Source organism: Streptomyces nanhaiensis (genome assembly GCF_046614825.1).
Lineage (GTDB): Bacteria > Actinomycetota > Actinomycetes > Streptomycetales > Streptomycetaceae > Streptomyces > Streptomyces radiopugnans.
On sequence record NZ_JBKJFM010000068.1, the window covers coordinates 17,673 to 29,859 of the forward strand.

The 12,187-nt window shown below is 73.9% G+C and carries 9 protein-coding genes, 2 tRNA genes and 1 pseudogene; 9 read left to right on the forward strand and 3 right to left on the reverse strand.

What is annotated here, in order from left to right; all coding sequences use genetic code 11:
- The first annotated feature begins 113 nt into the window (after nt 1-113).
- The 4 genes from rsfS (at nt 114) to ACLIYP_RS16405 (ending at nt 2,017) form a co-directional block, all read left to right on the forward strand.
- Complete coding sequence (gene rsfS / locus ACLIYP_RS16390; RefSeq protein ID WP_412713873.1) at nt 114-533, forward strand: ribosome silencing factor; 420 nt, start codon at nt 114-116, stop codon at nt 531-533.
- Nucleotides 534-541: 8 nt separating this feature from the next.
- On the forward strand, nt 542-1,183 hold the full coding sequence (locus tag ACLIYP_RS16395) for a histidine phosphatase family protein (protein ID WP_410538571.1): 642 nt from the start codon (nt 542-544) through the stop codon (nt 1,181-1,183).
- Between the two features lie 249 nt (nt 1,184-1,432).
- Nucleotides 1,433-1,505: transfer RNA gene (locus ACLIYP_RS16400), tRNA-Ala, on the forward strand.
- A 278-nt stretch (nt 1,506-1,783) separates the two neighbouring features.
- Nucleotides 1,784-2,017 (forward strand): hypothetical protein, encoded by a 234-nt coding sequence (locus ACLIYP_RS16405; RefSeq protein ID WP_412713874.1) that lies wholly within the window; start codon nt 1,784-1,786, stop codon nt 2,015-2,017.
- On the opposite strand, the gene ACLIYP_RS16410 is transcribed toward ACLIYP_RS16405, so the two are convergent.
- Complete coding sequence (locus ACLIYP_RS16410; RefSeq protein ID WP_412713875.1) at nt 1,996-3,408, reverse strand: glycosyltransferase 87 family protein; 1,413 nt, start codon at nt 3,406-3,408, stop codon at nt 1,996-1,998. The genes ACLIYP_RS16405 and ACLIYP_RS16410 overlap by 22 nt on opposite strands.
- Before the next feature lie 253 nt (nt 3,409-3,661).
- On the opposite strand from ACLIYP_RS16410, the gene ACLIYP_RS16415 reads away from it, so the two are divergent.
- Together ACLIYP_RS16415 and leuS are read left to right on the forward strand one after the other, a co-directional pair.
- Nucleotides 3,662-3,734: transfer RNA gene (locus ACLIYP_RS16415), tRNA-Ala, on the forward strand.
- Between the two features lie 272 nt (nt 3,735-4,006).
- Entirely contained in the window at nt 4,007-6,901 is a 2,895-nt protein-coding gene (leuS, locus tag ACLIYP_RS16420) for a leucine--tRNA ligase (protein WP_412713876.1), read from the forward strand.
- A gap of 67 nt (nt 6,902-6,968) precedes the next feature.
- Here the strand turns inward: leuS and ACLIYP_RS16425 are convergent, their stop codons facing one another.
- Nucleotides 6,969-8,249, reverse strand: a complete 1,281-nt coding sequence (locus ACLIYP_RS16425; RefSeq protein WP_412713877.1) for a (Fe-S)-binding protein — start codon at nt 8,247-8,249, stop codon at nt 6,969-6,971.
- A gap of 43 nt (nt 8,250-8,292) precedes the next feature.
- Entirely contained in the window at nt 8,293-9,729 is a 1,437-nt protein-coding gene (locus ACLIYP_RS16430; RefSeq protein WP_412713878.1) for an FAD-binding oxidoreductase, read from the reverse strand.
- Nucleotides 9,730-9,987: 258 nt separating this feature from the next.
- Here ACLIYP_RS16430 and ACLIYP_RS16435 point away from each other — a divergent pair, with 258 nt between their 5' ends.
- From ACLIYP_RS16435 to ACLIYP_RS16445, 3 genes and pseudogenes are all read left to right on the forward strand, one after another.
- Nucleotides 9,988-10,734, forward strand: coding sequence for a tetratricopeptide repeat protein (locus ACLIYP_RS16435; protein ID WP_412713879.1), 747 nt, complete (start codon nt 9,988-9,990; stop codon nt 10,732-10,734).
- A gap of 191 nt (nt 10,735-10,925) precedes the next feature.
- Nucleotides 10,926-11,804, forward strand: a complete 879-nt coding sequence (locus ACLIYP_RS16440; protein WP_412713880.1) for a DegV family protein — start codon at nt 10,926-10,928, stop codon at nt 11,802-11,804.
- 58 nt (nt 11,805-11,862) lie between these two features.
- Nucleotides 11,863-12,187 (forward strand): annotated as a pseudogene (locus ACLIYP_RS16445) (hypothetical protein); the annotation flags it as partial.

Sequence of the window (12,187 nt, forward strand, 5' to 3'; positions counted from 1 at the left end):
CGGGGAAGCCGACGGAGGTCCGGCGGTAGGGGCCGCCGGGCCCGGCGGAGCCGGTCCGCGGCGGATCGTGAGACCCTGGAGGGGTTGTAGACCACCGACCGAAAGCGCTGCCTGTGACCGCCACGGACCGCTCCATCGAGCTGATCAACGCAGCAGCCCAGGCTGCCGCCGACAAGCTCGCCCACGACGTCGTCGCGTACGACGTCAGCGATGTGCTCTCCATCACCGACGCCTTCCTGCTGGCCTCCGCGCCCAACGACCGCCAGGTCAAGGCGATCGTCGACGAGATCGAGGAACGGCTGCAGAAGGAGGAGGGCGTCAAGCCGGTGCGCCGCGAGGGCGAGCGCGACGGCCGCTGGGTCCTGCTGGACTTCGTCGACATCGTGGTGCACGTCCAGCACAGCGAGGAGCGGGTCTTCTACGCGCTGGAGCGCCTGTGGAAGGACTGCCCGGAGATCGACCTGCCCGAGGACGCCAAGGCCACCCGGGGCAAGGGCGAGGCCGCCGCGGGCGAGGGCGGTGAGCTGAGCTGAACGGACGCGTGGCCGGACGCGGTCGCCGCATCGTGCTGTGGCGGCACGGGCAGACCGCGTGGAACCTCGAACGCCGCTTCCAGGGCACCACGGACATCGAGCTGACCGAGGCGGGCCTGGAGCAGGCCCGCCGCTCCGCGCGGCTGCTCGCGGCGCTCAGGCCGGACGCGATCATCGCCTCCGATCTGAAGAGGGCCGTCGACACCGCCGCCGAACTGGCCGCGATCACCGGCCTCGAGGTCACCCGCTACGAGAGCCTGCGCGAGACGTACGCGGGCGTGTGGCAGGGGCTGACGCACGAGGAGATCGTCGAGCGCCACGGCGAGGAGTACGCCGCCTGGAAGCGCGGCGAGCCCGTGCGGCGCGGCGGCGGCGAGCTGGAGACCGAGGTGGCCGACCGCGCGGCGCCGGTGGTCGAGCGCAACGCCGAGAAGCTGCCCGACGGCGGGGTCCTGGTCGTGGTCAGCCACGGCGGCACGATCCGCACCACCATCGGCCGTCTGCTGGGCCTGGAGCCGAGCTCGTGGGAGTCGCTGGGCGGACTGACCAACTGCTGCTGGTCCGTCCTGGGCGAGGGGGCGCGCGGCTGGCGGCTGCTGGAGCACAACGCCGGAACGCTTCCCCAGCCGGTCCTCGGCGACGACGTCTGACGCGGTCCGCGCGGCCGGCGCCCCGCCCTCTCCGGCAGGGTCCAGCCGGAGAGGGGCCGATGCGGACCGGGACGGATCAGGGCGGGTCGGGGCGGATCGGGGCGTACCGATGAGGGCCGGAGGCCGGTCCGGGGCGGTTCGGGCCGGTTCGAGGTGCCGGTCCGAGGCGGATTTCGCATTCGGGCAGGTCACCGGTTAAGATTCTTCCCGTTCACGGCACCGCGGTGAGAGCGGCGGAGTCGGAGCGACGGGGCTATAGCTCAGTTGGTAGAGCGCTTGCATGGCATGCAAGAGGTCAGGAGTTCGATTCTCCTTAGCTCCACGGAAGCGAGAGAGATCCCGCCCCCCCAACGGGGGCGGGATCTTCGCTTTTCCGGTGGGGGGCGTCCCGGAGCGGCGCCAAGGAAGCGGAACCTCGCCGCACACGTTCGGCGCCCTCCTGCACACAGGCGGAGCATGGCAGAATCGGAGCGCCGGACGGGCCGCTGCGCGCAGCGGAAGCCCGCCGGGACGTTCGGAAGACATCGAGGACGGCAGAGACAGCGGAGGGGTTCCCCACGTGCGCACGCCTGCGGTCACGGCTGGAGTTGACTGACGGACATGGGTGCACACAGCAGGAAGTGCGACTGGTGCGGCAGCGGGACCCCGATCGTCCGCGACATGGAGCCGGTCAACACGGCGTACCAGTACTGGTGCGTCGAGTGCGCGCGGGCGCTGATCATCAAGGGCGACCCGATCGAGACCTACCGCGAGCTGGAGGGCGAGCCGATCTACGGCCGGCTCCTGGAGGAGCACTGCACCCTCAAGCGCTTCTACTCCTTCGTGGTGGCCTGACCGCCGCCCGCCCGCGCGGAGGCCGGTGAGGCCGTACGTGCCCTGGGCGCCGGGAGGGTGCCGAAGGAGCCGGGCGGGCACGGATACGGCGCGGGCCGCCGCAGCGCGCGTACCACCAGCACCGCGGCCAGTGCCACCAGCGCCGCGCCCGCCGCCGGATAGACCGCCGACAGCGCCGTCTGCGCGCCGCTCTGGCTCAGTTCGAACCGTTCCACCGGGGAGCCGTGCGGCACCCACCACAGGGCGTAGGAGCAGAACAGCAGCGCCGCCAGTGCCGTACCCGCCCACCACGGCGCACTGCTCCGGCGCAGCGCCTCGGATCCCAGCAGCAGCACCGCGGGCACGCACCACACCCAGTGGTGCGACCAGGAGACGGGGCTGACCAGCAGCGCGGTGCAGGCGACGCAGACGGCGGCCCAGGCGTGCGCGGAGGGCAGCCTGCGCGGGCCGGCGAGGGCCGTGGCCACAGCCACGGCGAGCCCCGCCACGGCCGCCGCGACGGCGAGCAGCGTCCAGCCGGCGCCGGGCTCGGCCGTGTGCAGCAACCGCGCCAGGACGCCGCGCAGCGACTGGTTGGCGGTGTCCTCGACCCGGCCGACGCGCTCGGGCGAGAAGACCGCCTCGGTCCAGAAGTGCCGGGAGTCGCGCGGCAGCAGCAGCGCGGCCAGCACGACCGTCCCGGCGAACGCCCCCGAGGCGACGGAGGCCCGGCGCAGCCAGTGGTTCCAGAGCCGCGCCGGGCGGTCGGCGAGCCGCCTCCGCCGCCAGGCCAGCGCCAGCCCGCACAGGGCCAGGAACACCGCGAACAGCGCGGGGGTCAGTTTGATCCCGGCGGCCAACCCGATGCCGACGCCGGCCCAGCGGTGGCCGGCGCGCCGGGACAGGTCCCACAGCACCAGCACCGCCAGCAGCAGGTTGATCTGGCCGTACCGCAGCGTCGTCCACACCGGCTCGCACCAGACGGCGACCGCCGACAGCGCCAGGACGGCGGCCGGGCGCGGCAGGTCCAGCGGACGCCCGATCAGCCGCAGCGACAGATGGACCAGGGCGACCAGCAGGGCGAGGTTCGCCGCGGTCGCCAGCAGCCGCATCGTCGGCACGTCTAGGAGGGTCAGCGGCATGAACAGCAGCGCGGCGAACGGCGGGTAGGTCATGGGCAGTTCGGCGTACGTGGCGCGCATCGTGTACAGGTCGCCGCCGGTGCGGGCCGTCCAGCCCTCGGTCCGGTAGACCATCAGGTCGATCATGGAGACGTTCGCCGCGCTCTGCGCCGCCAGGAAGGCGGTGAAGGAGAACAGGCAGAACACGGCGGCGAGCCGGGTGGACCGCTTCAGCAGGTACGCCCGCGCCGCGGGGAACCGGCGGTCGGCGGTCAACTGCAGCGTACTCACGGGCGGCTCCGGGTCCTGGCTGTGCCGGTCGTCGGGTCGGGCGGGGCGGTCGGTCCTCCACGGCCGGCCGTGTGCGTGGACGTGCGCGCGGGTGCGGCCGGTTGCCCGTACGCGCCGGGCGGGCGCGTACGGGCGTGGAGATCCGACACTACCCGCACGGCCGTGACCCTCCCGTTATGGGATTTGGCGAAGGAGGCTCCCGGGCGTGTACAGTAGGCATCGCCGCCGCGGGGGACCGCGGCGGAAGGAACAAGGGGCTATAGCTCAGTTGGTAGAGCGCTTGCATGGCATGCAAGAGGTCAGGAGTTCAATTCTCCTTAGCTCCACAGCAGTGGGAGAGCGGGCCGTCCGGAAGGGCGGCCCGCTTCCGTTCGTCCGGGCCCCGGACGGTCGCCGGGGCCGGTGAGGCCTTGCGGTACCCTGACGGCATGCGTGCCGTACGCCTTCTGCTTAGCGGGCCGCGCTGAACCAGCGCCGACCCTCCGGTTCCGGTGAGGTCGGAATCAGCGCGGCGTCCCCTCCTGTGCGAGGGGTCTTTTCGTTTACGGGTCGTGAGCCCTCCCGCAGGCAGACGACGACCGATGGAGCTTAGAGGACGATGAGCGAGACCACCGCCGCCGCGGAGACCGCGGCCCCCCATCGCTACACGGCCGCGCTGGCCGCGGAGATCGAGGCGCGCTGGCAGGACTTCTGGGACGAGCGCGGCGTGTACGAGGCGCCCAACCCCGGCGGGGACCTGGCCGGCGATCCGGAGACCGTCGCCCGCCCCAAGCGCTTCATCATGGACATGTTCCCGTACCCCTCGGGCGCGGGCCTGCACGTCGGGCATCCGCTGGGCTACATCGCCACGGACGTCACCGCGCGCTATCTGCGCATGACCGGCCACAACGTGCTGCACACCCTGGGCTTCGACGCCTTCGGCCTGCCCGCCGAGCAGTACGCCGTGCAGACCGGCACCCACCCGCGGGTGTCGACCGAGGCCAACATCGAGAACATGAAGGCCCAGCTGCGGCGGCTGGGCCTGGGCCACGACCAGCGCCGGTCCTTCGCCACGATCGACCCGGACTACTACAAGTGGACCCAGTGGATCTTCCTGCAGATCTTCAACTCCTGGTACGACGAGGAGGCCGACCGGGCCCGGCCGATCTCCGAACTGGTCGAGCAGTTCGAGGCCGGCGCGCGTCCCACCCCGGACGGCCGGACCTGGAGCGAGCTGAGCGAGACCGAGCGGGCCGACGTACTGGGGCAGTACCGCCTGGCGTACGCCTCCGACGCACCGGTCAACTGGTGCCCCGGCCTGGGCACCGTCCTGGCCAACGAGGAGGTCACCGCCGAGGGCCGCTCCGAACGCGGCAACTACCCCGTCTTCAAGGCCAAGCTGCGCCAGTGGAACATGCGCATCACCGCCTATGCCGAGCGCCTGCTGCGCGACCTGGACGCACTGGACTGGCCCGAGGCGATCAAGCTGCAGCAGCGCAACTGGATCGGCCGCAGCGAGGGCGCCCGCATCGAGTTCCCGGTCGACGGGACCGATGAGGGCTCCGAGGGCTCCGCCGAGCGGATCACCGTCTTCACCACCCGTCAGGACACGCTGTTCGGGGCCACGTACATGGTGCTGGCGCCCGAGCACGAGCTGGTGGACCGGATCGTCCCCGACGCCTGGCCCGAGGGCACCCGCGAGGTGTGGACGGGCGGCCACCCCACCCCGGCCGAGGCGGTCTCGGAGTACCGCAAGCAGGCGGCAGCCAAGTCGGACGTCGAGCGGCAGGCCGAGGCCAAGGAGAAGACCGGTGTCTTCACCGGCGCCTACGCCGTCAACCCGGCCGGCGGCGAGCGGATCCCCGTCTTCATCGCCGACTACGTGCTGATGGGCTACGGCACCGGCGCGATCATGGCCGTCCCCGCGCACGACAGCCGCGACTTCGCCTTCGCCCGCGCCTTCGAACTGCCCATGCGCTGCGTGGTCGAGCCGACCGACGGCCGCGGCACCGACCCGGCGACCTGGGACGACGCCTTCTCCTCCTACGACGCCGCGATCATCAACTCCACCGGTGTGGAGGTGTCGCTGGACGGTCTGGGCGTGACCGAGGCCAAGGCCCGGACGACCGAGTGGCTGACCGAGAGCGGCATCGGCGAGGGCACCGTCAACTACCGCCTGCGCGACTGGCTGTTCAGCCGCCAGCGCTACTGGGGCGAGCCGTTCCCGATCGTCTACGACGAGGACGGCGTGGCACACGCGCTGCCCGAGTCGATGCTGCCGCTGCAACTGCCCGAGGTCGAGGACTACTCCCCGCGCACCTTCGACCCCGACGACGCCGACACCGAGCCCGAGACCCCGCTGTCGCGGAACGAGGAGTGGGTGAACGTCACGCTGGACCTGGGCGACGGGCGCGGCCCGCGCAGGTTCCGCCGCGAGACCAACACCATGCCCAACTGGGCCGGATCCTGCTGGTACGAGCTGCGCTACCTGGACCCGCACAACGACGAGAAGCTGGTCGACCCGGAGATCGAGCGCTACTGGATGGGCCCGCGCGAGGGGATGCCCACCGGCGGCGTGGACCTGTACGTCGGCGGCGCCGAACACGCCGTGCTGCACCTGCTGTACGCCCGCTTCTGGTCCAAGGTGCTGTACGACCTGGGGCACGTCTCCTCGGCCGAGCCGTTCCACAAGCTGTTCAACCAGGGCATGATCCAGGCCTACGTCTACCGCGACTCCCGCGGCATCGCGGTGCCCGCCGCCGAGGTCGAGGAGCGCGACGGCGCCTACTGGTACGGCGGCGAGAAGGTCGACCGGGCGCTGGGCAAGATGGGCAAGTCCCTGAAGAACGCCGTCACCCCGGACGAGATCTGCGCCGAGTACGGGGCCGACACCCTGCGGCTGTACGAGATGGCCATGGGCCCGCTGGACGTCTCCCGCCCGTGGGACACCCGCGCGGTCGTCGGCCAGTACCGGCTGCTGCAGCGGCTGTGGCGCAACGTCGTCGACGAGACGACGGGCGAGGTCGCGGTCGCCGACGCCGAGCCGGACGAGGAGACCCTGCGCGCGCTGCACAAGGCGGTCGACGGGGTGCGGCAGGACATGGAGGGCCTGCGCTTCAACACCGCCATCGCGAAGATCACCGAGCTGAACAACCACGTCACCCGGCTGCGCCAGGTGCCGCGTTCGGTGGCCGAGCGCATGGTGCTGCTGATCGCGCCACTGGCCCCCCACATCGCCGAGGAGCTGTGGCACAGGCTGGGCCACGACACCAGCGTCGTCCACGAGGACTTCCCCGTGGCCGATCCGCGGTACGTGGTGGACGAGACCGTGACCTGCGTCGTGCAGGTGCGGGGCAAGGTCAAGGCCCGGCTGGAGGTCTCCCCGGACATCTCCGAGGCCGACCTGGAGGCCCTGGCGCTGGCCGAGCCGGCGATCACCGGCGCGCTGGGCGGGGCGGATGTCCGCAAGGTGATCGTGCGGGCGCCGAAGCTGGTGAACATCGTCCCCGCCTGACCCCGGGCACGTACGTGATGCGGCTGCGGGCCGCGGCCGGCCGGCCGCGGCCCGCAGCCGTGCGCGTTCAGCCCTCCGCCGGTCCCCCCGCCGGTCCGGCGGCCGTTCCCGGTCCGGGTTCCGGACCGGCAGCCGGCCCGCCTTCCGGCTCCGACCGCGCTGCCATGGCGAGCAGTTCGGCGAGGTGCACGGCCTTCGTCCGGGAGCGCGTGCGGCGCAGCCCCTGCCGCAGCTGGCGCAGACAGCCGGGGTTGACCGCCACGACGTAGTCCACGTCCAGCTCCCGCAGGGCCTCCAGCTTCGGATCCAGCACGGCCCGGCTGTCGTCCGGCCGCAGCATCGCGTACGTGCCGGCGGCGCCGCAGCAGTCGCCCGCGCCGGGCAGCTCGACGTAGTCGGCCACCGCGGCGACGAGTTCGCGGGGCGGACGGGTCACGCCCAGGCCGTTGCGCAGGTGGCAGGAGTCCTGGAGGGCGACCCGCGCCGGACGGCCGCCGACCGTGACCCGGCCCGCGGGGCGGTGGCCGGTGCGCTCCAGGTAGTCGCTCAGCTCCCTGACACGGTCCCGGCCCAGGTGGTGGGCGAGGTGGGCGGCGCAGCCGCCGGCGGTGGTCACGACGGTGCCGGGCAGCCGCTCGCCGAGCGCGCGGGCCATCTCGGCGCCGGCGGCGGAGTCGCCGTTGTGGGCGTGCAGCGCGCCGCAGCAGCCCTGCCCCGGGGGGACGGTGACCTCCGGCCGCAGCTCGCGCACGGCGCGCGAGACGGACGGGTACAGCCCGCGCTCCACGCAGCCCAGCATCAGCGACACCGTCTGCTCGCCCTCCCCGCCTGCGGGACGGCTGCCGTGCGCGGGACGGCTGCCGCGGGCGGTGCGGCGGTCGCGGGCGTGGCGGCGCACCACCCCCTGGAGCCGCAGCAGCCACGGCCGGGACACCAGGGCCATCAGCAGACGGGCGATCAGGGGCCGGTCGCGCCCCTGCCACTGGTGGTCGCGCCACTGCTCCAGCAGCCGCCCGTACTCCACGCCCGCCGGGCAGACCGTCTCGCAGGCCCGGCAGCCCAGGCAGAACGACGACTCCTCGGCCAGGGTGGGGTCGTCCGGGGCGAGGTCGCCGGACTCCAGTGCCCGCATCAGGGTGATGCGGCCGCGCGGGGAGGACGGCTCCTGGCGGGTGAGGGAGTAGGTGGGGCAGGCGGGCAGGCAGAACCCGCAGGAGATGCAGCGGTCGAGCAGCGCCTTGTCGAAGACGCCGAGGCCCTCGCCCCGGCCGGGACCGGGCGCGGGGCCGGGGCCGGACGGGGGCTCGGGAGTGGAGGCGGGATCGGGACGGGGTGCGGAGTCGGTCAATGGGTTCCTCCGTGGACACCCCCGCCTTCGGGCGGGGTGGGAGTCAGGATCCGAGCTTTCCCGGGTTGAGGATGCCCGCCGGGTCGAAGGCCTTCTTGACGCGGCGCAGCAGGGCGACCTGGTCGTCCCCGATCCGGTCGGCGAGGTAGGGCAGTTTGGCCGCGCCCACGCCGTGCTCGCCGGTGATGGTGCCGTCCAGGGCGATGGCGGCCGCGAAGATCTCGGCGAACGCCCGGTGGGCGCGCTCGGTTCCCTCGCCGTCGTCGGGGTCGAGCACGCAGGTGGGGTGGAGGTTGCCGTCCCCGGCGTGGCCGAAGGTGGCGATCCGCAGGTCGTGGCGGTCGGCGATCTCGTCGATGCGGTCCACCATCTCGGCGAGCCGGTGGCGGGGCACGGTGGCGTCCTCCAGGATCGTGAGCGAACCCAGCCGGGAGAGCGCCGGGAGCGAGCAGCGGCGGGCGGCGAGCAGGGCGTCGGCGCGGGCGACGTCCTCGGCGAGGGTGACCTCCAGGGCGCCGGACCCCTGGCACACCTCCCCGATACGGGCGAGGGTGCCGGCCACGGTGCGCCTGGACCCGTCGTCGCCGAAGAGCAGCAGCGCCCCGGCGTCCCGCCGCAGGCCGAGCCCGGCGAACTCCTCCACGGCCGAGACGCACTTGCGGTCGAGGAACTCCAGCGTGGCCGGGACGATCCCGTCGGCGATGACGGCCGCCACGGCCCGGGAGGCGTCGGCGAGGGAGTCGAAGTAGGCGACCCCGGTACCGGTCTCCTCGGGGGCGGGCAGCAGGGCCACGGTGGCCTCGGTGATCACCGCGAGGGTGCCCTCGGAGCCGGTCAGCAGCCGGGTGAGGTCGTAGCCGGCCACGTCCTTCCACAGCCGCCCGCCGGTGCGGATCACCTCACCGGTGGGCAGTACGGCTTCCAGACCGAGCACGTGGTTGCGGGTGACGCCGTACTTCAGGCCGCGCAGGCCGCCGGCGCAGGTCGCCACGTTGCCGCCGACGGTGGAGACGGTACGGCTGCCGGGGTCGGGGGCGTACAGCAGGCCCTCGCGCGCCGCCGCGTCCGCGAGTGCGGCGGTGGTCACCCCGGGCTGGACGCGGGCCAGCAGTTCGGCGGGGCTGACCTCCAGGATCCGGTCGAGCCGGGTGAGCACCATGACGATGCCGCCGCGCAGGGGCACCGTGGCGGCGCACAGGTTGGAGCCCGCGCCGCGCGGTACGACCGGTACGCCCCGCTCGGTGGCGTACCGCAGGACCGCGGCGACCTCCTCGGTGGAACCGGGCAGCACCACGGCCTGCGGCCGGGCGTGGAAGAGGGGGGTGGCGTCGCGGGCGTAGGCGGCCAGCGCCCCGTCGTCGGTCCTGACGTGGTCGCGTCCCACGACGGCGGCCAGGTCGCTGGCCAGGTCGCCGGGCGGGTTCCCGGCCGGGCCTCCGGCCCGGCGTCCGGCCGGGCCCGTCTCCGCGTGCGTGTGCATCGGCGCACCACCATCCAGTCCAGTACGGGCGTGGACCGACGGTAGACCAGCGGGCGGGCCGCGGCGAGAAGGCGGGGGGAGGGACAGGACGGGGGCGGGCTCCGGTCCGGGCGGCCCCCGGGACCCCTACGGGACGGATGCGGAGGCGTTCCGGGCCCGCCGGAACCCGGGACCGGCCCCGCGCGTTTACCCTGGGAGGACGACCGCCCTCCGGGCTCCGGAGGGCGGTGGCACACCGGCCGACGAAGGAGCGGAGCTGTGGAGTTCGTCATCGGTCTGCTGGCCTTCCTCTTCGTGCTCTTCGTCGTCCTCGGCGCGATCGCCACGGTGAAGACCGTGCGAGCGGTCAGGCGCGGCGTGGAGCGGACGGGGCAGCAGGTACGCCGCACCGTCGAGGAGACCACGCTGAAGGCCCGCAGCGCCCAGCCGGGCCCCATGGGGGAGTTGGCCCGTGTACGGCTGGAGCTGCGCACTTCCCTGGACAGCACGCGCCGCGCACTGGAGACCGGGATCCGGCACGACCCCTCGCTGAGCGAGGCGGCCGGCCTGCTCGACCGGCTCGAAGAGCACGCCCGCCAGCTCGACGGCGAGCTGCGGCTGCTGATGGAGCGGGAGCCGGACCGCGGCCGGATCGCCGCCCGCCTCCCGGACGCGCGGGAGCGCGCCGGACGCATCCGCGCCTCCGCAGACTCGCTGCGTTTCGCCGCACAGGACCGGGCCCGGCGGCACGACGAGGACGGGCTGGCCGCGCTGAGCGAGCAGATCGAGATCGAGGCGGGCGCGCTGCGGCACTGGACGGCCCCCGCCCCCGCCCCCGAGGCCACTTCCGACACCGCCCCCGACACGGCCTCCGAGACCGCCGCACCCGGTGCGGAGACCCCGCGGGCGCCGGGCATCGAGGGGCCGAAGGACGCCTCGCACGGCCGCACGGCGGACTTCGGCACCGACTTCACCAAGGAGTTCGGCCCGGACTTCGGCAGGGGACGCCCGCAGAGCGCGTCCTGAGCCCCGCGAGGTCCTCCGCGTCCGGCCGCGCCGGCCGGGCGGACCGGCCCGCACCGTCCCTCCCGATCACCCGAACCGCACCACCGCGAAAGGCCGTTGAGTGAACCACCGGGTAGCGGGACGCCGCGCCGCGGACCGCGTCGCACCGCTCGCCTCATCGCGGCGGGGAAGGGCCCGGTAATCTCCGCCCCATGTCCCGCCATGTCGCGATCGTCACTGATTCCACGGCCTACCTGCCGCAGGCGGCACTGGAACACCACCGCATCGCCTCGGTGCCGCTGACCGTGGTGCTGGGCGACCGGGCGCTGGAGGAGGGGACCGAGCTCTCCGCCCGCTCGCTGGCCGAGGCCCTGCGGAGACGGCGGTCCGTCACCACCTCGCGTCCCGGCCCGCAGGTGTTCGCCGAGGTGTACCGCTCCATCGCGCGGGAGCCGGGAGTGGAGGGCATCGTCTCCCTCCATCTGTCGGCCGAGCTGTCCGGCACCTACGACGCGGCCGTGACCGCCGCGCGCGAGGCGCCCGTACCCGTGCGGGTGGTCGACACCGGCATGGTGGCGATGGCGCTGGGGTTCTGCGCCCTGGCCGCCGCCGAGGCCGCCGAGGCGGGCGGCACGCTGGACGAGACGGTCGCCGCGGCCCGGAAGCGGGCGGAGGGGACCTCCGCGTTCTTCTACGTCGACACCCTGGAGTACCTGCGGCGCGGCGGCCGCATCGGCGCGGCCCAGGCCCTGCTGGGTTCGGCCCTGGCGGTCAAGCCCCTGCTGGAGCTGGAGGACGGCCGTATCGGCATGCTGGAGAAGGTCCGCACCGCCTCCCGGGCCATCGCCCGTCTGGAGGAGATCGTGGCGGAGCGGGCGGGCGACGCCGACGTGGACGTCGCCGTCCACCACCTGTCGGCCGCGGACCGTGCCGACCAACTCGCGCAGCGGCTGCGAGACCGGCTGCCGGGACTCGGGGAACTGCACGTCAGCGAGGTGGGGGCGGTCATCGGCGCACACACCGGGCCGGGGCTGCTGGGCGTCGTGGTGTCACTCCGGCAGGTGACGGAGTTGTCCACAACCGGCCGGTAATCCACGGAGGAAAGCCGTGCCCGGACGAGGCCGGCGTTCCCGCCTACCGTCGGGCGGCATGAGCACCCCACCACGCCTCCGGCCGCGCACCTCCGCCTCCCGTGCCCCTGCCTCCCGTCCCTCCACCCGCCCGCCCCTGCGCCCTCTGGCGGCAGGCCCCGGCCGCCACCGGGGCCCCGGCGGCACCGTCCCGAGCGGGGAGCGGCGCAGGCGTCGGCGCGAACTCCGGCGGGCCACTGAGGCGTCGCCTCTACGGGAGCGCGCGGGCGCGCTGCTCGGGGACACCCCGTCGGTGCCGGGGCCGGAGCCGCGCGGGCCGGACACCTGCGGGGCGCCCGTCCGGCTGTCGCGTACGGAGGCCATCACGGCCGCACACGACGCGG